Annotated in this window: 19 protein-coding genes; 13 read left to right on the forward strand and 6 right to left on the reverse strand. The window is 66.6% G+C overall.

All coding sequences use genetic code 11. The features are described 5' to 3' along the window. Nucleotides 1-19: 19 nt before the first annotated feature. From lpdA to E5K04_RS10230, 6 genes are all read left to right on the forward strand, one after another. Nucleotides 20-1453, forward strand: a complete 1434-nt coding sequence (gene lpdA / locus E5K04_RS10205) for a dihydrolipoyl dehydrogenase (protein ID WP_136553660.1) — start codon at nucleotides 20-22, stop codon at nucleotides 1451-1453. Nucleotides 1454-1474: 21 nt separating this feature from the next. Next, nucleotides 1475-1738 carry a hypothetical protein gene (locus E5K04_RS10210; protein WP_136553662.1) on the forward strand — a complete coding sequence of 88 codons (264 nt, stop codon included), beginning with the start codon at nucleotides 1475-1477 and terminating at the stop codon, nucleotides 1736-1738. A 101-nt stretch (nucleotides 1739-1839) separates the two neighbouring features. Next, nucleotides 1840-3009: an ADP-forming succinate--CoA ligase subunit beta gene (gene sucC, locus E5K04_RS10215; protein ID WP_136553664.1), complete on the forward strand. Its 1170-nt coding sequence runs from the start codon at nucleotides 1840-1842 to the stop codon at nucleotides 3007-3009. A 27-nt stretch (nucleotides 3010-3036) separates the two neighbouring features. Further along, on the forward strand, nucleotides 3037-3921 hold the full coding sequence (gene sucD, locus E5K04_RS10220; RefSeq protein WP_136553666.1) for a succinate--CoA ligase subunit alpha: 885 nt from the start codon (nucleotides 3037-3039) through the stop codon (nucleotides 3919-3921). Between the two features lie 196 nt (nucleotides 3922-4117). After that, nucleotides 4118-4246, forward strand: a complete 129-nt coding sequence (locus E5K04_RS10225) for a DUF3149 domain-containing protein (RefSeq protein WP_136553668.1) — start codon at nucleotides 4118-4120, stop codon at nucleotides 4244-4246. Between the two features lie 89 nt (nucleotides 4247-4335). Beyond that, nucleotides 4336-4917, forward strand: coding sequence for a methyltransferase domain-containing protein (locus E5K04_RS10230; RefSeq protein ID WP_136553670.1), 582 nt, complete (start codon nucleotides 4336-4338; stop codon nucleotides 4915-4917). 3 nt (nucleotides 4918-4920) lie between these two features. On the opposite strand, the gene E5K04_RS10235 is transcribed toward E5K04_RS10230, so the two are convergent. Together E5K04_RS10235 and E5K04_RS10240 are read right to left on the reverse strand one after the other, a co-directional pair. After that, a complete protein-coding gene (locus E5K04_RS10235) occupies nucleotides 4921-5169 on the reverse strand; it encodes a hypothetical protein (protein WP_136553672.1) in 249 nt (82 codons plus the stop codon). A 114-nt stretch (nucleotides 5170-5283) separates the two neighbouring features. Then, nucleotides 5284-5421: an entericidin A/B family lipoprotein gene (locus tag E5K04_RS10240; RefSeq protein ID WP_136553674.1), complete on the reverse strand. Its 138-nt coding sequence runs from the start codon at nucleotides 5419-5421 to the stop codon at nucleotides 5284-5286. A gap of 239 nt (nucleotides 5422-5660) precedes the next feature. On the opposite strand from E5K04_RS10240, the gene E5K04_RS10245 reads away from it, so the two are divergent. Together E5K04_RS10245 and E5K04_RS10250 are read left to right on the forward strand one after the other, a co-directional pair. Continuing rightward, entirely contained in the window at nucleotides 5661-6440 is a 780-nt protein-coding gene (locus E5K04_RS10245) for a basic amino acid ABC transporter substrate-binding protein (RefSeq protein WP_136553676.1), read from the forward strand. A gap of 114 nt (nucleotides 6441-6554) precedes the next feature. Next, complete coding sequence (locus tag E5K04_RS10250) at nucleotides 6555-7715, forward strand: aminotransferase class I/II-fold pyridoxal phosphate-dependent enzyme (protein ID WP_136553678.1); 1161 nt, start codon at nucleotides 6555-6557, stop codon at nucleotides 7713-7715. On the opposite strand, the gene murI is transcribed toward E5K04_RS10250, so the two are convergent. Continuing rightward, nucleotides 7707-8489, reverse strand: a complete 783-nt coding sequence (gene murI, locus E5K04_RS10255; protein WP_136553680.1) for a glutamate racemase — start codon at nucleotides 8487-8489, stop codon at nucleotides 7707-7709. The genes E5K04_RS10250 and murI overlap by 9 nt on opposite strands. 60 nt (nucleotides 8490-8549) lie before the next feature. Then, nucleotides 8550-9641 carry an iron-sulfur cluster carrier protein ApbC gene (apbC, locus tag E5K04_RS10260; protein ID WP_136553774.1) on the reverse strand — a complete coding sequence of 364 codons (1092 nt, stop codon included), beginning with the start codon at nucleotides 9639-9641 and terminating at the stop codon, nucleotides 8550-8552. 284 nt (nucleotides 9642-9925) lie between these two features. Between apbC and E5K04_RS10265 the strand changes: the two genes are divergently transcribed. The 4 genes from E5K04_RS10265 (at nucleotide 9926) to E5K04_RS10280 (ending at nucleotide 14136) form a co-directional block, all read left to right on the forward strand. Then, complete coding sequence (locus E5K04_RS10265; protein ID WP_136553682.1) at nucleotides 9926-11191, forward strand: MFS transporter; 1266 nt, start codon at nucleotides 9926-9928, stop codon at nucleotides 11189-11191. A 61-nt stretch (nucleotides 11192-11252) separates the two neighbouring features. Continuing rightward, nucleotides 11253-13307 carry a methionine--tRNA ligase gene (metG, locus tag E5K04_RS10270; RefSeq protein ID WP_136553684.1) on the forward strand — a complete coding sequence of 685 codons (2055 nt, stop codon included), beginning with the start codon at nucleotides 11253-11255 and terminating at the stop codon, nucleotides 13305-13307. Between the two features lie 191 nt (nucleotides 13308-13498). After that, the gene (locus E5K04_RS10275; RefSeq protein ID WP_203525597.1) at nucleotides 13499-13693 is read left to right on the forward strand and encodes a hypothetical protein; all 195 of its coding nucleotides are present in this window, start codon (nucleotides 13499-13501) and stop codon (nucleotides 13691-13693) included. Nucleotides 13694-13860: 167 nt separating this feature from the next. Further along, the gene (locus E5K04_RS10280; RefSeq protein WP_136553686.1) at nucleotides 13861-14136 is read left to right on the forward strand and encodes an acylphosphatase; all 276 of its coding nucleotides are present in this window, start codon (nucleotides 13861-13863) and stop codon (nucleotides 14134-14136) included. A 56-nt stretch (nucleotides 14137-14192) separates the two neighbouring features. Here the strand turns inward: E5K04_RS10280 and yaaA are convergent, their stop codons facing one another. Next, a complete protein-coding gene (gene yaaA / locus E5K04_RS10285; RefSeq protein ID WP_136553689.1) occupies nucleotides 14193-14969 on the reverse strand; it encodes a peroxide stress protein YaaA in 777 nt (258 codons plus the stop codon). Between the two features lie 84 nt (nucleotides 14970-15053). On the opposite strand from yaaA, the gene dtd reads away from it, so the two are divergent. Continuing rightward, nucleotides 15054-15506, forward strand: a complete 453-nt coding sequence (gene dtd / locus E5K04_RS10290; protein WP_136553691.1) for a D-aminoacyl-tRNA deacylase — start codon at nucleotides 15054-15056, stop codon at nucleotides 15504-15506. A 57-nt stretch (nucleotides 15507-15563) separates the two neighbouring features. Here the strand turns inward: dtd and E5K04_RS10295 are convergent, their stop codons facing one another. Then, complete coding sequence (locus E5K04_RS10295) at nucleotides 15564-17591, reverse strand: lytic transglycosylase (protein ID WP_136553693.1); 2028 nt, start codon at nucleotides 17589-17591, stop codon at nucleotides 15564-15566. Nucleotides 17592-17733: the final 142 nt, after the last annotated feature.

The raw sequence follows: 17733 nt of genomic DNA on the forward strand, positions 1-17733 counted from the left end.
GGCACAACAAGGGGAAACCATGAGTCAACAGTTTGACGTCGTCGTGATTGGCGGCGGCCCCGGCGGCTACGTGGCCGCCATCCGCGCGGCCCAGCTGGGCTTCTCGACCGCCTGCGTCGACGCTTTCGTCGGCAAGCGCGGCAAGCCCGCGCTCGGCGGCACCTGCCTGAACGTCGGCTGCATCCCGTCCAAGGCGCTGCTGCAGTCGAGCGAGAACTTCCACGCCGCGCAGCACGACTTCGCGCGCCACGGCATCACCGTCGAAGGCGTGAAGATCGACGTGCCGGCGATGATCGAGCGCAAGGACGGCATCGTCGACAAGCTCACCGGCGGCATCGGCTTCTTGCTCAAGAAGAACAAGGTCGCCAGCCTGCACGGCGTCGCTTCGCTCAAGTCGCGCGAGAACGAGCGCTGGGTGGTCGAGGTGGCCGTCGACGGCAAGGTCGTCGACACCGTGCACGCGACCCACGTGATCCTGGCCACCGGTTCGCGTCCGCGTCCGCTGCCGGGCGTCGCCGTCGACAACGTGACCGTGCTCGACAACGAAGGCGCATTGAACCTGACCGCCGTGCCGGCACGCCTGGGCGTGATCGGCGCCGGCGTGATCGGCCTGGAGATGGGTTCGGTCTGGAAGCGTCTGGGCGCCGAGGTGACCATCCTCGAGGCGATGCCGACCTTCCTCGCCGCAGCCGACCAGCAGATCGCCAAGGAGGCGCTGCGCACCTTCACCCGTGACCAGGGCCTCGACATCCAGCTGGGCGTGAAGATCGGCGAGATCAAGAACCTGGGCGACAAGGTGACCGTCGCCTACGAGCTGAACGGCGAGCAGAAGCTTGCCGAGTTCGACAAGCTGATCGTCTCGATCGGCCGCGTGCCGAACACCGACGGCCTGGGCGCCGGCAACGTCGGCCTGCAGGTCGACGAGCGCGGCTTTGTCGTGGTCGACGAGCACTGCCACACCAACCTGCCGAACATGTGGGCGATCGGCGACGTGGTGCGCGGCCCGATGCTGGCGCACAAGGCGTCCGAAGAGGGCGTCGCGGTGGCCGAGCGCATCGCCGGCCAGAAGCCTCACGTCGACTTCGGCGCGATCCCGTGGGTGATCTACACCAGCCCCGAGATCGCCTGGGTCGGCAAGACCGAAGAGCAGCTGAAGGCCGAAGGCATCGAGTACAAGAAGGGCACCTCGGGCTTCGCCGCCAACGGCCGCGCGCTGGGGCTCGACCACGCGCAGGGCACCGTCAAGCTGCTCGCCTGCGCGAAGACCGACCGCGTCCTCGGCGTGCACATGATCGGCCCGATGGTGTCCGAACTGGTGACCGAGGGCGTGCTCGCGCTCGAATTCAAGGCGGCGAGCGAAGACCTGGCCCGCATCGTCCACGCGCACCCGTCGCTGTCCGAAGTGGTGCACGAGGCGGCGCTGGCAGCCGACAAGCGCGCGCTGCACGGCTAAGCGCGGCGAGGGGAAGGGACCATGGCGGACCTGATTGCCAATGCGGTGATGCTCGGCGTGCTTTTGGTGGTGGCCGGCGCGATGTGGGCGGTCAAGGTGGCGTTCGACGAAGCGTCGGTGTACGACCGCGTCAGGGGCGTGCGCCTGTTTCTGGCCGGCGCGACCTTTCCCGTGTCGGTGTTCCTGATGTCGGCGGCCGCGCGCCGCCGGCTGAAGGGACCGCTGATTGTCGCCGCGGCCGGTGGCGCGATGATTGTCGTGATCCGCACCGTGTTCGCGGCCTGAAGAATCACCCGTAGCGTAAGTCCTGGCCCGAGGGGAGACCCGGGGGTACAGCTGAGGGTGGCCTTGTGCCGGCTGCCCGAATCCATAAGAGGAAACCATAGATGAACCTGCACGAATACCAAGCTAAAGAGCTGCTGGCCCGTTACGGCCTGCCGGTGCAAAAGGGCATTCTGGCCAAGTCGCCGGAAGAGGCAGCTGCGGCGTACGACACCCTCGGCGGCAAGTTCGCCGTCGTCAAGGCGCAGGTGCACGCCGGCGGCCGCGGCAAGGCCGGCGGCGTCAAGGTCGTGAAGACCCGCGAAGAGGCGGCCGACGTCGCCGCGACGCTGATCGGCAAGAACCTGGTCACCTACCAGACCGACGCGGCCGGCCAGCCGGTGAACTCGGTGCTGGTGTGCGAGGACATGTACCCGGTCGAGCGCGAACTGTACCTGGGCGCGGTGGTTGACCGCGGCAGCCAGCGCGTGGTGTTCATGGTGTCGACCGAAGGTGGTGTCGAGATCGAGAAGGTCGCCGAGGAAACCCCGGAGAAGATCATCAAGATCGAAGTCGACCCGCTGGTCGGCATGCAGCCGTTCCAGACCCGCGACGCCGCGTTCGCGCTGGGCCTGAAGGGCGGCCAGGTCGCCGCGTTCAGCAAGCTGATGCTGGGCGCCTACCAGGCCTTCGTCGAGAACGACTTCGCCCTGTTCGAAGTGAACCCGCTCGCGCTGCGCGAGAACGGCGAACTCGCCTGCGTCGACGGCAAGATCAACCTCGACTCCAACGCGCTGTTCCGCCACGCGGACCTTGCCGCGCTGCGCGACAAGAGCCAGGAGAACGAGCGTGAAGTGAAGGCGTCCGAGTTCGACCTTAACTACGTCGCGCTGGAAGGCAATATCGGCTGCATGGTCAACGGCGCCGGCCTGGCGATGGCGACCATGGACATCATCAAGCTCAAGGGTGGCCAGCCGGCCAACTTCCTGGACGTCGGCGGCGGCGCCACCAAGGAACGCGTGGTCGAGGCGTTCAAGCTGATCCTGGCCGACAGCTCGGTCAAGGGCGTGCTGATCAACATCTTCGGCGGCATCGTGCGCTGCGACATGATCGCCGAGGCGATCATCGCCGCCGTGAAGGAAGTCAACGTCACCGTGCCGGTCGTCGTCCGTCTGGAAGGCAACAACGCCGAGCTGGGCGCCAAGCTGCTGGAAGAGTCCGGCCTGAAGCTGACCTCCGCGCAGGGCCTGAACGACGCGGCCGAGAAGATCGTCGCCGCGGTCGCCGCCCTGTAAAAACCAGCACCGAACAAGGAAATCAAGATGAGCGTTCTCGTTAACAAAGACACGAAGGTGCTGGTGCAGGGTTTCACCGGCAAGAACGGCACGTTCCACGCCGAGCAGGCGCTGAAGTGCGGCACCAAGGTGGTGGGCGGCGTGACCCCGGGCAAGGGCGGTTCCGAGCACCTGGGCCTGCCGGTGTTCAACACCATGAAGGATGCGGTGCGCGAGACCCAGGCTGACGCTTCGGTGATCTACGTACCCGCAGCGTTCGCCAAGGACTCCATCCTCGAGGCGATCGACTCTGGCGTGAAGCTGGTGGTGTGCATCACCGAAGGCGTGCCGACGCTGGACATGCTGTACGTGAAGAAGGCCGTCGACGAAGCGGGCGTGCGCCTGATCGGCCCGAACTGCCCCGGCATCATCACCCCGGGCGAGTGCAAGATCGGCATCATGCCGTGGCACATCCACAACCCGGGCCGCATCGGCATCGTGTCGCGCTCCGGCACGCTGACCTACGAAGCCGTCGCGCAGACCACCGCGCTGGGCCTCGGCCAGTCGACCTGTATCGGCATCGGCGGCGACCCGATCCCGGGCACCAGCCACATCGACGCGCTCAAGCTGTTCCAGGACGACCCGGACACCGACGCGATCGTGATGATCGGCGAGATCGGCGGCTCGGCCGAAGAAGAAGCGGCCGAGTTCGCCAAGGCCTACGTGACCAAGCCGGTGGTCGGCTACATTGCCGGCGTCACCGCGCCGAAGGGCAAGCGCATGGGCCACGCCGGCGCGATCATCTCCGGCGGCAAGGGTACGGCCGAAGAGAAGTTCAAGGCCTTCGAGCGAGCAGGCATCGCCTACACCCGTAGCCCGGCCGAAATCGGCAAGACCATGTATGAACTGCTCAAGAGCAAGAACATGATCTGATCCGGCACCCGCCGGTCTGCCTGAACGCCCCGCCTAGCGGGGCGTTTTTCATGGGTGTGGCGATGCATGCATCGGCGCGGCCAGCCTGTGCCCGCGCCGGCGCGGAAAGTGGGCGTGGCTTGACCTTGGTCAACCCTGCCATGGGCGCGGTCATCTAATCTGACGTTAATCCAAATGACATTATCGAGAGGTCGAGATGGAATTGTGGCGTCAGTTGTTGTCCGACGAGGTCGGTGTCGCGAGTCTGGCGGTGATCGGGGTGACGACCGTCATCGTGTGCGTGATCCTGATGGTCATTTACCAGCGTACCCGGGGCGGCAAGTAGTTCTTGCAGGAAGGAAGAGCCATTGGCGGCCGTGACGGCCGCCTTTTTTTGTTTGCTGCTATATTCATTTATTTTCGCGTGAAACAGACATGGCACAGGACAGCAGCCGGCCCGACTTCTGGGAAGCCCGCTATCTGGGCGGGGTGAAGCCCTGGGACAGCGCGGGCGCCATCCCGGCCGCTCTGGCGGCCTTCCTTGCGCGGCAACAGCCGGGCAGGGACGTATTGCTGCCCGGTTGCGGCGCCGCCTACGAGGTAGCCTATCTTGCCGACGCCGGCTTTGCGCCGGACGGCGTCGACTTCAGCGAGGCCGCGCTCGCGGCCGCGCGCGACGCACTCGGCCCCTACGCACGCCATGTGCGCCAGGCAGACGTGTTCGCGCTGGCCGGGCACTACGACTGGGTATACGAGCGCGCCTTCCTGTGCGCGTTGCCGCCCCGGTTGTGGCCGGCGTACGCCGAGGCGATGGCGCGCCTGGTCCGCCCCGGCGGGTGGCTTGCCGGCGCGTTCTTTATCGCCGAGCGGCCGAAGGGGCCGCCGTTCGGCGCGAGCCGGCAGGCGCTTGACGACTTGCTGGGCGGCGCGTTCGACTGCGTGGAGTGCGAGGCGATGGACGACAGCCTGCCGGTGTTTTCCGGCGGGGAGTTCTGGATGAGCTGGCGGCGGCGCTGACGCTTACGCGTCGGCGCTGAGCACATCGATCGAGACGGCGGCGAGGTAGACCGCGCTTGGCAGCGCGGCAAACAGCCAGACGGCGAGCGCGTCGTGCGAGGCGAGCAGGAGGCCGGCGATGCCGATCTCGACGCAGCCGGCAATAAGTGCGAGCTGGCAGTGGCGGGGCGTGACGGCGACCCCCTTGAGCTGGCGGCCAAGGACCGGCCAGCAGGCGTGCAGGGCAAGGGCAAGACCAAGCAGGACGGGCATGTTCGACTCCTGGTGGCTGCGCCGCCGTCCCGCGCCAGGCTGCCGGGATACGGCGGCGTTTGCCTGATTATCTACCTATCATTGCCGGCTGTTAAGCCCGCAGCCGCTTGCCGCTCACATCTTGGCCTTCACGTCGTCGGCCGCGTTGCTGACGGCGCTTCCCGCCGCCGAGACATCCTGACCCATCCCCGCCATGGTGTTGCAGGCGGACAGCAGCAAGGTCCCCATCAGGACCAGCATGATCGTCTTCATCTTGTTCCCTCTCTTGTCGGTGGCGCACGGTGGCCATAGACAACATAGGCCGCGCCGCCGCGCTCCGCCACCACCGATGGTGGGGTCTTCAGGCTTTCCTGCGCTGAACCTCCTGTTTTTTGATATTTTTTGCTTGGCAACTTGCAGACTGTTGGCAGCTTTTGCTTTATCCTGATTAGCCAATTTGAATAAATTATCCCGTCCGAACGGGCCCGCCAACAAAGTCGAAGGGACAAGTCATGAAACACTGGGTCAAGGCAACGATGGTCGCACTCTCGGTCGTGCTCGCCGCATGCGGCGGCAAGCAGGAGGCCGAACCTGCGCAGGCTGCAGCCGAGCCGCAGGTCTACCGCATGGGCGTGAACGCCGCGTTCGCGCCGTTTGAGTCGGTCGGCGCCGACGGCAAGCTGCAGGGCTTCGAGATCGAGCTTGCGCAGGCGGTGGCCGACGCGGCCGGCATCAAGGTTCAGATGAGCAACACCCCGTGGGAAGGGATCTTCAACGGCCTCTCCAACGGTGACAGCGACTTCCTGATGTCGGCGATCACTATCACCGAGCAGCGCAAGGAGTCGATGGACTTCACCGAGCCCTATTTCGAGGCGACCCAGCTGGTGGTGCTGCCCAAGGGCAAGCAGATCGCCAACGCCGAGGCGCTCAAGGGCATGAAGGTCTCGGTGCTGACCGGCTCGACCGGCGACACCATCGCGCAGAAGCTGCTGGGCGCGACCAGCACCGACATCAAGCGCTTCGAGTCGCTCGAACTCGCGCTCAAGGAGCTGGAGAACGGCGGCGTGCAGGCGTCCATCGGCGACAACGGCGTGGTGGCCAACTTCATCAAGTACAACGGCGCCGACAAGCTCGACATCGTCGAGGGCATCGACTTCGACAAGGAGTACTACGGCATGGCCGTGCGCAAGGGCGACCAGGCGCTGCTGGACAAGCTGAACGCCGGCATCCGCAAGGTCAAGGAAGACGGCACCTTCAAGTCCATCCACGACAAGTACTTCGGCCAGAGCTGAGCCGCAGCGGCAGCTACCGCCAATGCCCCGGCGCGTCCGGGGCATTTTCATGCGCCGCTGGTGGGCGGCGGCGAACTGTGGTCAGATCGATATTATTTCGTCATGGGTGGCGACATGCAGTTGGCAGCAAGGTTGGCGCATATCGCGCCTTTCGAGGTGATGGCGATCCTCGAGCGCGCCCGCGCGCTGGAGGCGGCGGGGCGAGACGTGATCCACCTGGAGATCGGCGAGCCGGACTTCCCGACGCCGCAGCCCATCATCGACGCCGCGCAGGCGGCGCTCTGCGCCGGGCAGACCTTCTACACGCCGGCGCAGGGCTTGCCGGCGCTGCGCGAGGCGATCGCGGCCGACTACCGGCGCCAGGGCGTGGAACTTGACCCCGCGCGGGTGATCGTGACGCCGGGCGCATCCGGCGCGCTCCTGATCGCCTTGTCGCTGCTGGTGTCGCCGGGCGATGGCGTGTTGCTGGCCGACCCGACCTACCCGTGCAACCGCCACTTCGTGCACCTGTTGGGCGGCGACGTGCAAAGCGTCGCGGTGGGGCCGGCCACCCGCTACCAGCTGGACGCCGCGCTCGCGCGGGAGGCCTGGCGCGAGCATACGCGCGCGCTGATGGTCGCGACGCCGGCCAACCCGACCGGCACTTCGCTTGACGCTGCTGAGGTCGCCGCGCTCGGGGCCTTGTGCAAGGAGAGGGGCGCCGGGCTGATCGTCGACGAGATCTACCAGGGGCTCAGCTACGACGGTGCGCCGGTCAGTGCGCTCGCCGTTGCGCCGGACGCGCTGGTGATCAACAGTTTCTCCAAGACCTGGCAGATGACCGGCTTCAGGCTGGGCTATCTGGTGGTGCCCGACGCGCTGGTCGAACCGGCGATCCGCCTCGCGCAGAACCTGTTCCTGTGCCCGAGCGCGATCGCGCAGCAGGCGGCGCTGGCCGCGTTCACGCCCGAGGTGGCCGAGGAGGTCGAGCGCCGCCGCCAAGTGTTCGCGGCCAGGCGCGACTTCTTGCTGGCGGCGCTGCCCAGGCTTGGCTGGCAGTTGCCGGTGAGGCCGGACGGCGCGTTCTACGTGTACGCGGACGTGAGCGCGGTGACGGGCGACAGCTACGCTTACTGCGCGCGCATCCTCGAGGAGGCGAACGTCGCGCTGACGCCGGGGACGGACTTCGGCACGCACCGCGCCGGCGCGCACCTGCGCATCGCGTACACCACCGGCATCGAGCGGCTCGCCGAGGCGATCGAACGCATCGCGGCGCTGGGCGCGCGTTCAGTCTAGGGCCAGCGTCTCGACGCGCGCGTCGCGGCCGAGCACCCGGCCGATGAAGGCCTGCATGTCCGGGGCGCCGGCGGTGGTGACGAAGCGGTAGCGGGGCGGCTCGCTAGCGGGCGTCTCCAGCGCGTTCAGCGCGATGAGGCGGTGCACCTGACGGCACACGGCGGAAGCCGGGTCGATCAGCGTCGCCTGCGGCGCCGCTTCGGCGATCAGGGGCGCGAGGAAGGGGTAGTGGGTGCAGCCGAGCACGATCTGGTCGGTGCGGGTGCCGGCGAGGGGCGAGAGCGCGCGCGCGACGACCTGGCGAGCGTTGGGGGTATCCAGCTCGCCCGCCTCGACCGCCTCGACAAAGCCGTCGCCCGGCAACAGGCGGATGCGCGCCTGCTGGCGGTAGCGCGCGGCCAGCTGTTCGAGCTTGTCGCCGGCGAGCGTCGCGCGGGTGGCCAGCACCGCGATCTCGCCGGTCTCGGTCGCGAGCGCGGCGGGCTTGATCGCCGGCTCCATGCCGATGATGGGCACGTGCGGGTAGCGTGCGCGCAAGGGCGCCGCCGCCGCGCTGGTCGCCGTGTTGCACGCGATCACCAGCGAGCTTGCACCCTGGTCGAACAGCCAGCGTGCGATGCGCTCGCTGCGCGCGGCGATCTCCTGATGCGAGCGCGGCCCGTACGGGCACCACGCGCGGTCGGCGAAGTAGATGACCGGCTCGTCAGGCAACTGCCGGGTGAGCTCACGCCACACCGACAACCCGCCGAGTCCCGAATCGAACATGCCGATCATGCCTTGAATCCTGCCTGGGTGTGTCTGAAAGCGGCGCGGGCATGCCCGCGCCGGCGGCCTTTAGCCGTTCTGGATGACGATCTTCGGGAAGCGACCGGAGAAGTCCTGCGCCTTTTCGCCGACCTTGACCGCGACCTTGCGCGCGATCGCCTTGTAGGTGGCGGCCAGTTCCCCGTCCGGGTCGGCGACCAGGGTCGGCGTGCCAGCGTCGACCGCCTCGCGGATACGGATGTCCAGCGGCAGCGCGCCAAGCACCTCGACGCCGAAGTCGGCCGCCATCTTCGACGCGCCGCCCTCGCCGAAGATGTGTTCGGCGTGGCCGCAGTTGGAGCACACGTGGATCGCCATGTTCTCCACCAGCCCCAGCACCGGCACGCCGACCTTCTGGAACATGGTGTAGCCCTTGCGCGCGTCCAGGAGCGCGATGTCCTGCGGCGTGGTGACGACGATGGCACCGGTGACCGGCACCTTTTGCGACAGCGTCAGTTGGATGTCGCCGGTGCCCGGCGGCATGTCGATGACCAGGTAGTCGAGGTCGTCCCAGCGGGTGTCGTTCAACAGTTGCTGCAGCGCCTGGCTGACCATCGGGCCGCGCCACACCATCGCCTGGTCGGGGTCGACCAGAAAGCCGATCGACATCACCTGCACGCCGTGGCTGAGCACCGGGGCGAGCCCCTTCTCTTCGAGCAATTCCGGCTTGGCGTCGGCGACGCCCATCATCAGGGGCTGCGACGGGCCGTAGATGTCGGCGTCGAGCAAGCCGACCCGCGCGCCCTCGGCCGCGAGCGCCAGCGCCAGGTTGACCGCGGTGGTCGACTTGCCGACGCCGCCCTTGCCCGAGGCGACCACCACGATGTTCTTGACGCCGGGCAGAAGCGGCACGCCGCGCTGCACGCTGTGGCTGACGATCTGGCTTCTGGCCGTCACCTCGACCTTGCGTCCGCCCGCGATGGGCGCAAGCGCCGCCTCGAAGCGCTCGCGCACGGCGTCAAGCTGGCTGGCGGCCGGGTAGGGCAGCACCACGTCGAGTGCGAGGGTGTGCGCGTCGATGCGCGGCGGCTTGATCGCCTTGCCGGCGACGTAGGGTTTGCCTGTGTTGGGGTCGACGAGGGTACTCACGGCATCGAGTACGGTCTGTGCGGTCAGTTCCATGGCGGCGGTTTCTCCTTGCGCGTCTTTGGCGCTGAAGTGGGCGAGGATCTTGGAAAACATGGGTGGGCTGAAGTCGCTATGGCTGCTTGTTCTGTTAGGCGTGGCGGATGCCGGCTGCTGGCGCGATGATACGACGAGCAAGATGGCATTGTGAACCATCGCGCTCGCCGGCAATGCGCTGTGGGTAAAAGCGCGGGCGGCTCTGGCCGCCCGGGGCGCGCGGGCGTAGAATCGCGCCCTTTTTCCCTTTGCTGTGCGCGCGACGCGCGCCCGATCTTTACAGAATGAACAAAGCCCATCCCCGCATTTCCCTGCTGTTCCCGCTGGCCCTCGTGCTGTTCGAGTTCGCCGTCTACATCTGCAACGACATGGTGCAGCCAGCGATGCTCGCCGTCACCCGCGAATTCGCGGTCGACGTGTCGTGGGCGCCGCTGTCGATGACTGCCTTCCTTGCCGGCGGCGCCTTGCTGCCGTGGCTGACCGGCCCGCTGTCCGACCGCATCGGCCGCCGTCCGGTGCTGTTGTTCGGCGTCGCGTGGTTCACGCTGGCGTGCCTTGCGACTTATCTGGTCGACGACATCGAGAGCTTCATGGCGCTGCGCGTGCTGCAGGGGGTGGGGCTCTGCTTCATCAACGCGGTCGGCTACGCCGCCGTGCAGGAAGCCTTCCCGGAAAACACCGCGGTGCGCGTGACCGCGCTGATGGCGAACGTCGCGCTGATCGCGCCCCTGGCCGGCCCGCTGGCCGGCGCGACGCTGATCGAGTTCGCGCCGTGGCGTCTGGGTTTCGCGATGATCGCCGCTGTGTCCTTCATCGCGCTGATCGGCCTTGCCTGCTTCATGCCGGAGACGGTCAAGCCCAGCCACGACAAACTGCCGCTCTCCGCCTTCGCGCGCGACTACCGCAAGGTGTTCACCAACCGCCGCTTCGTGCTCTCCGCGCTGTGCATCCCGCTGATCGCGATGCCGCTGATGGGCTGGATCGCGCTCTCGCCGGTGCTGCTGATCGAGGACCTGGGCCTGACGTCGTTCGAGTACGGCGTGCTGCAGGTGCCGGTGTTCGGCGGCCTGATCCTCGGTAACCTGGTGTTGGCGGCGGTTGCCGAGCGCTGGCCGCTCGGCCGCTCGGCGCTGCTCGCCCGCGGGCCGGTCGCGTTGGGTGTCGCCGTGCTGCTGGGCGGCGTGCTGTTCTCGGATGCGCCGCAGTACTGGATGGCCGGCGGCATGACGCTGATGGCGTTCGCCGAGGGCATGGCCTTCGGCGTGCTCTACCGTTTCGCGCTGACTTCGTGCGACGAGGGCAAGGGCACGGTGTCGGCGGCGATGAGCATGCTGTGCATGGGCGCCTACGCGCTGGGCATCGAGACGCTGCGCTGGGCGTACCGCGCCGGTGGGCTCGCCGGCTTCGGCGCGCTGGCGCTTGGCTACGCGCTGGCCTTCGCCTTGCTGGCCAGCCGCATGGTGCCGCTGGCGATGGCGGCGCGTGCAGAGCCTGCGCCGCAGCCGGAAGCCGCCGAGGGCGAGCTTGCGCTGTGCGCGGAGCAGGGCTGAGGCGAGCATCGCCGGGCGCTGATATAATCGGCCGATTGGTTTTCCGGTTCAGGACAGACAGATGACAAAACGCAAGATACTGGTGACGAGCGCGCTGCCGTACGCGAACGGTGCGATCCATCTTGGCCATATGGTCGAACATATCCAGACCGACGTCTGGGTGCGTTTCCAGAAGATGCGCGGCCACGACTGCCACTACGTGTGCGCCGACGATACCCATGGCACGCCCATCATGCTGGCGGCCGAAAAGCGCGGCATTACGCCGGAGGCGCTGATCGAGCAGGTCCGCACCGAGCATCTGGCCGACTTCACCGGTTTCCATATCGGCTACGACAACTACTACTCGACCAACAGCCCGGAAAACAAGGCGTTCGCCGAGACCATCTACCGCAAGCTCAAGGCCGACGGCAAGATCGTTTCTCGCACCATCGAGCAGCTGTTCGACCCGGAAAAGCAGATGTTCCTGCCGGATCGCTTCGTCAAGGGCGAGTGCCCGAAGTGCGGCGCCAAGGACCAGTACGGCGACAACTGCGAGGTGTGCGGCGCGACCTACAGCCCGACCGAGCTGAAGAACCCGTTCTCGGCGGTGTCCGGCGCGACGCCGGTGCTGAAAAGCTCCGAGCACTATTTCTTCCGCCTGGGCGAGTGTGCCGACTTCCTGAAGGAATGGACCGCCGGTGCCACGCTGCGCGCCGACGGCGTCAGCCTGCCGCACCTGCAGCACGAATCGCTCAACAAGATGAACGAGTGGATCGAAGGCGGCCTGCAGGACTGGGACATCTCGCGTGACGCACCGTACTTCGGCTTCGAGATCCCGGATGCGCCGGGCAAGTACTTCTACGTGTGGCTGGACGCGCCGATCGGCTACATGGCTTCGTTCAAGCACCTGTGCGAGCGCACCGGCATCGACTTTGACGAGTACTTCAAGCCCGACTCGACCGCCGAGATGTACCACTTCATTGGCAAGGACATCCTGTACTTCCACGCGCTGTTCTGGCCGGCGATGCTCAAGTACGCGGGCTACCGCGCGCCGACCGGCGTGTTCGCGCACGGCTTCCTGACCGTCGACGGCCAGAAGATGTCCAAGTCGCGCGGCACCTTCATCACCGCCAAGAGCTACCTCGAGTGCGGGCTGAACCCCGAGTGGATGCGCTACTACATCGCCGCCAAGCTCAACGCGCGCATCGAGGACATCGACCTGTCGCTCGACGACTTCATCGCGCGGGTGAACTCGGACCTGGTCGGCAAGTACGTGAACATCGCCAGCCGCGCCGCCGGTTTCATCGCCAAGCGCTTCTGCGGCCAGCTCGCGTCGTCCATCGCCGACAACGAACTGCTGGTCCGCCTGCAGCGTGAGGCCATGACTATCGCCGCCGCCTACGAGGCGCGCGAGTACGCGAAGGCGCTGCGCGACGTGATGGCACTGGCCGACCTCGTCAACGCCTACGTCGACGCCAACAAGCCGTGGGAGCTGGCGCGCCAGGAAGGGCAGGACGCGCGGCTGCAGGAAGTGTGTTCGGTGCTGATCAACGCCTTCCGCCTGCTGACGATTTATCTCAAGCCGGTGCTGCCCAAGCTCTCCGAAGGTGTCGAGGCCTTCCTCAACCTCGAGAAGCTGCAGTGGTCCGACAGCGAGACCCTGCTGCTGGGGCACGTGATCCAGCCTTACCAGCACCTGATGCAGCGTATCGAGCCTGCACTGGTCGACAAACTGATAGAAGCGAACAAGCAAAGCATGGAACCGACGAGCGCACCAGCCGTCCAGTGTGAACCGCTGGCCGAGACCATCACCATCGACGACTTTGCCAAGGTCGACCTGCGCGTGGGCAAGGTGCTTGCCTGCCAGTTCGTCGAAGGTTCGGACAAGCTGCTGCAGTTCACCGTCGACCTCGGCTTCGAGACCCGCAACATCTTCTCCGGCATCCGCAAGGCGTACGGCGAGCCTGAAAAGCTGGTCGGCCGCAGCGTGATCGTGGTCGCCAATCTCGCGCCGCGCAAGATGCGCTTCGGCGTGTCGGCCGGCATGATCGTCTGCGCGTCCGGTGCCGACGACGCGCAGGGGCTGTTCCTGCTGGACACCGACGCTGGCGCAGCGCCAGGTATGCGAATCGGTTAAAACTTGCGCCTCTTCGCAACCCCCTGTCTTCGCAAGGAGCAGGGGGTTGTCTTTTATCTACAGCATTCGGGCAGAAGGTCGTCTATTGTTGACAGAAGGTGATTAATTCGTTTTACTTGAAGATTGCGAGATATCGAATGCTTTGTTGCAATTTTCTACAGATATCGAAAATAAAAGAGAGGAATGAGACGATGATGATCAAGGTAAGCCAGCTGCAGCCCGGCCACGAGGTTCACGAACACAAGGACAACGGCGAAGTCGACCGTTTCACCGTATTGCAGGTCGCCCCGGCCGGCCGCATGGTCGAAGTCACGTTCGACACCAAGGGCGGCCGCGAGAGCGCGATTTACCCGGCCGAGGCGTACCTGAACGCGGCCAACGGCTGAGCGCCTGCTAGACTGGATGACTTGCGGCGCTGCTGTGCCGCAAGCGGATGACGAAAGGGCCGCATTGCGGCCCTTGGTCTTTTTGGCCGCAGCCCTGGCCCCGTTCGGGTGGCGGCAGACGTGGCGGCGCGGCGGGGCGCGCGCAAGTAATCTGGAGTCGGAAGAAAATGAAGGCATGTTTGTTGCGCATCCACGGCAAGGTACAGGGCGTCTACTACCGCGACAGCGCGGTTGCCCGCGCCCGTGAACTGGGCGTGGCCGGCTGGGTGCGTAACCGGGTCGACGGCACGGTCGAGGCCTGGGTAGAAGGCGAGCCGTTGGCCGTCGCGGAATTTGTCGAATGGGCGCATCAGGGGCCGCAGGCGGCGCGGGTCGACCGCGTCGACGCGAGCGACGTCACCGCCGAGGCGACGGAAGGCTTCGAGCGCAAGCCGACCCTGTAAGGAGATCGCCATGAAAAAAGCGCGCCGTGGGCGCGCTTTTTTCATGGCTGGCCGGCTCAGCCGTGCGAGCGGCAGAACACCCACTCGTGTTCGCCGGAGCGGGCCGCGTCGAAGCGGTAGCCGTCGACGTCGAAGTCCTTCAGCGCTTGTGGATCTTCGACGCCGTGCTGGGCGGCCCAGCGCGCCATCAGGCCGCGCGCGCGTTTCGCGTAGAAGCTGACGATCTTGAACGGTCCGCCGTCCTTGCTGTCGCGAAAGACCGGGGTGATCACCGGGTAGGGCAGCGCGTCGCGGCGCACCGACTTGAAATACTCTTCGGAGGCGAGGTTGACCAGCGTGCGCTCCGCCATGCCGTCTAGCTCGCGCGCGAGCAGCTGCGCGATGCGCGCGCCCCAGAACGCATAGAGGTTGGCGCCGGCGGGGTTGGCGAGGCGGGTGCCCATCTCCAGCCGGTAGGCCTGCATCAGGTCGAGCGGGCGCAATACGCCGTAGAGGCCGGACAGGATGCGCAGGTGGTCCTGCAGGTAGGCGATCCCGGCGTCGTCCAGGCTTGCCGCGGAGAGCCCCTCGTAGACGTCGCCCATGAAGGCGAATACCGCCTGGCGCGCGTTGCCGGTGTCGAAGGGCGGCTGCCAGTCGTGGAAGCGGCCGACGTTGAGGCGGGCGAGTGCGTCGCTGATGCCCATCAGCGCCGACAGTTCAGCCGGGCTCTTCCCGCGCAGGATGTCGACCAGCTTGCTGCTCTTGTCCAGCAGTTCGGGCTGGGTATGCGGGAGGGGCGGGAGCGGGCGCTCGAAGTCTAGCATCTTGGCAGGCGAGACGACCATCAGCATGGCAGGAACCCTGTGGTGAAAGCGAGCATGATTGTAGCGCACTCTGGCATAGAATAAGCCGTTTGAAGCCAGGGAGCGGGTTGCATGAGAGTGTTGTTGCAGCGGGTCAGTAAGGCAAGCGTGGAGGTGGATGCCCGGACGGTCGGGCGCATCGGCGCGGGGGTGTTGCTGCTGGTCGGCATCGAGCCGGCAGACGGGGCGGACGATGTCGCCTACCTCGTGCGCAAGATCAGCCAGTTGCGCATCTTCGACGACGAAGCCGGCGTGATGAACCTGTCCTTGCTCGACACCGGCGCCGAGGCGCTGGCGGTCAGCCAGTTCACGCTGTTCGCGAGCACGCGCAAGGGCAACCGCCCGGGTTACAGCCGTGCGGCGCCACCCGCGCACGCGGCGCCGCTGTTCGAGGCGTTTGTCGGCGAGCTTGGCAAGGTGCTCGGCAAGCCGGTGCCGACCGGCGTGTTCGGCGCGCATATGCATGTGAACCTCTGCAACGACGGGCCGGTCACCCTGTGGCTGGACAGCCGCGCGCCGGAGTAGGGCATACGCAAAAAAACGGCCCGCGTGTGCGGGCCGTTGGTCTGGCAAGTTTGAGGCTTACAGCCCCTGCACGATCAGCCTTTGGCCTGGCTGCAGCGCGGCGAGGCGGGCCGCTGCGTTCCAGCGCTTGATGTCGGTGTGATGGACGCCGAACTTGCGGGCGATGCCGTAGACGGTGTCGCCGGTCTGCACGATGTACTCGCGCTGCGGCTGACCGCCGGTCAGGGATGCCAGTTCGCTGACCGCGTCGGCCTCTGCGCTGACCGGTGTGCCGATGATCGGCGTGCCGCTGACCTTCAGCGTCTGCCCCAGTTGCAGGCGGCTGTCTTCCAGCCCGTTCAGCGCCTGTAGCTGGGCGACGTTCATGCCGTAACGGCGCGAGATGTTGTACAGGGTGTCGCCGCCTTGCACCGTGTGCAGGTTGGCGACGTTCGCTTGCTGCGCGCTGGCGACGGCTTCGACCGCGCGGGTCGCGACCTTGCGTTCGGTGGCGGCCACCCTGACCGGCTTGGCCTGTTCGGCGACGACGAGTCCTTGCGGCGCGGCTTGCGTGGCAGACGCCACCAGCGGCGCGATCGCTGCGGCCGGTGTGGCCGGTTCGGCCAGGGCGACGACTTTCGCCGTGGGGGCAGCGGCAGGCGCTTGCAGCGGCGCGATGGCCAAAGTCTGCGTGGCCTGTGTTGCAGGTTCGGCTACGGCGACGGTCTGCGTTGTGGTGGCCATGGCGGGTGCTTGCAGCGGTGCGATCGCCAGCGGCTGGATCGCCGGCGCGGCCTGCTCGGCGACGGCGACGCGCTGTACCTGGGCGACCGCTGCCGGCTCGGCGGCGGCCAGCACGGCTGGCGCGCTGGCGGGCGGGTTGGCCTGCGAGCTGTCGAGGGTTGCCAGCACCGGCACCTCGAACGCGGTCGCGCGACGTTCGTTGGCGACGCGCAGGGTCAGCGGCTCGACGCGCGCGTTGCGCGAGGCGACCAGCACCGGCTGGCCCGGCGCGAAACGGCCGCCGCGCGCGTTGTTGACGGCCAGGAGCTCGCCGACGTTCATCCCGTACTCGCCGGCCAGCGTCGACGCCTCGACGCCGTCCTGCGGCACGTGGACTTCCCAGTTCATCAGCGGCTTGTCCCACTTGGCGACATTGCGCTCGAAGCGGTGCAGGCGGTCGGCCGGCAGCAGCATCTGGCGGCCGCTCTTGTGCGCGTAGACGGGCAGGTTGAACGCCGGGTTCAGTTCCTTGAACTCGGAGACCGGCATTTCGGCGAGGCGGGCTGCCACGTCGATGTCCATGTGGCGGCCGGTCGAGATCGCGACGAAATAGGGCTTGTTCGGGAAGTCTCCGAGCGAGAGGTTAAAGCGCTCGGGTTCGAGGACCACGTTGCGTACGGCCAGCAGCTTGGGCACGTAGTTGCGCGTCTCGTTCGGCAGCCTCAGGTTTTCGTAAGTCGGCTCGAGCCCCTGCGCGCGGGCGCGTTCGATCGCGCGCGACACGTTGCCCTGGCCCCAGTTGTAGCTGGCCAGCGCAAGGCTCCAGTCGCCGAACATGCCGTACAGCATCTGCAGGTAGTCGAGCGCGGCGTTGGTCGACTCGACCACGTCGCGGCGGCCGTCGTACCACCAGGTCTGCTCGAGGCCGTACTGGCGGCCGGTGGCCGGCATGAACTGCCACAGGCCGGCGGCGCCGACGTGCGAGCGCGCGGTCGGCACGAAGGCGCTCTCGACGACCGGCAGCAGCGCAAGCTCGGTCGGCATGCCGCGCCGTTCGACCTCGTTCATGATGTAGAACAGATATTTCCTGCTGCGGTCCATGGAACGGCGCAAACCGGCGGGATTCGCCGCGTATTGTCGCTCCAGGCGGCGGACAAGCTCGGGGTTGACCTCGCTCATCTGGAAGCCTTCGCGCATACGCAGGATCAGGTTGTCGCCATTACGCAGCAAGCTGGTGTTCTGCAACATCATGTCCAGACCAACGGCGAGTGCTTCGTCAACTGCTAAGCGTTCGGGCTTGCCAAAAATGGTAGCTGCCTTGGCCGGTGCCGCCCAGGCCGTAAAGGCGAGCGACAGCGACAGGGCAATGGAGAATTTTTTCATCAGGAGGGCGCCCGGTCATTCTTTTTCGATTGTGGCCGATGCTACCACGCGCAACAGGTGTGTCAACGCAATAAATCAAACAAAATCAAAGCTATTGCACGTCATGCAGTGCCCTGCGCCGGGTATGCAGTTCTAATCTAAA

Origin of the sequence: Crenobacter intestini, assembly GCF_004919095.1 — a bacterium.
Classification (GTDB): Bacteria; Pseudomonadota; Gammaproteobacteria; order Burkholderiales; family Chromobacteriaceae; genus Craterilacuibacter; species Craterilacuibacter intestini.

What these genes read in the sequence shown, in the direction of transcription:
- lpdA (WP_136553660.1), top strand. Translation starts at nt 20, where the DNA reads ATGAGTCAACAGTTTGACGTCGTCGTGATTGGCGGCGGCCCCGGCGGC.
- sucC (WP_136553664.1), top strand. Translation starts at nt 1,840, where the DNA reads ATGAACCTGCACGAATACCAAGCTAAAGAGCTGCTGGCCCGTTACGGC.
- dtd (WP_136553691.1), top strand. Translation starts at nt 15,054, where the DNA reads ATGAGAGTGTTGTTGCAGCGGGTCAGTAAGGCAAGCGTGGAGGTGGAT.
- E5K04_RS10210 (WP_136553662.1), top strand. Translation starts at nt 1,475, where the DNA reads ATGGCGGACCTGATTGCCAATGCGGTGATGCTCGGCGTGCTTTTGGTG.
- E5K04_RS10225 (WP_136553668.1), top strand. Translation starts at nt 4,118, where the DNA reads ATGGAATTGTGGCGTCAGTTGTTGTCCGACGAGGTCGGTGTCGCGAGT.
- E5K04_RS10245 (WP_136553676.1), top strand. Translation starts at nt 5,661, where the DNA reads ATGAAACACTGGGTCAAGGCAACGATGGTCGCACTCTCGGTCGTGCTC.
- E5K04_RS10265 (WP_136553682.1), top strand. Translation starts at nt 9,926, where the DNA reads ATGAACAAAGCCCATCCCCGCATTTCCCTGCTGTTCCCGCTGGCCCTC.
- E5K04_RS10280 (WP_136553686.1), top strand. Translation starts at nt 13,861, where the DNA reads ATGAAGGCATGTTTGTTGCGCATCCACGGCAAGGTACAGGGCGTCTAC.
- E5K04_RS10230 (WP_136553670.1), top strand. Translation starts at nt 4,336, where the DNA reads ATGGCACAGGACAGCAGCCGGCCCGACTTCTGGGAAGCCCGCTATCTG.
- E5K04_RS10250 (WP_136553678.1), top strand. Translation starts at nt 6,555, where the DNA reads ATGCAGTTGGCAGCAAGGTTGGCGCATATCGCGCCTTTCGAGGTGATG.
- metG (WP_136553684.1), top strand. Translation starts at nt 11,253, where the DNA reads ATGACAAAACGCAAGATACTGGTGACGAGCGCGCTGCCGTACGCGAAC.
- sucD (WP_136553666.1), top strand. Translation starts at nt 3,037, where the DNA reads ATGAGCGTTCTCGTTAACAAAGACACGAAGGTGCTGGTGCAGGGTTTC.
- E5K04_RS10235 (WP_136553672.1), bottom strand. Translation starts at nt 5,169, where the DNA reads ATGCCCGTCCTGCTTGGTCTTGCCCTTGCCCTGCACGCCTGCTGGCCG.
- E5K04_RS10275 (WP_203525597.1), top strand. Translation starts at nt 13,499, where the DNA reads ATGATGATCAAGGTAAGCCAGCTGCAGCCCGGCCACGAGGTTCACGAA.
- E5K04_RS10295 (WP_136553693.1), bottom strand. Translation starts at nt 17,591, where the DNA reads ATGAAAAAATTCTCCATTGCCCTGTCGCTGTCGCTCGCCTTTACGGCC.
- E5K04_RS10240 (WP_136553674.1), bottom strand. Translation starts at nt 5,421, where the DNA reads ATGAAGACGATCATGCTGGTCCTGATGGGGACCTTGCTGCTGTCCGCC.
- apbC (WP_136553774.1), bottom strand. Translation starts at nt 9,641, where the DNA reads ATGGAACTGACCGCACAGACCGTACTCGATGCCGTGAGTACCCTCGTC.
- yaaA (WP_136553689.1), bottom strand. Translation starts at nt 14,969, where the DNA reads ATGCTGATGGTCGTCTCGCCTGCCAAGATGCTAGACTTCGAGCGCCCG.
- murI (WP_136553680.1), bottom strand. Translation starts at nt 8,489, where the DNA reads ATGATCGGCATGTTCGATTCGGGACTCGGCGGGTTGTCGGTGTGGCGT.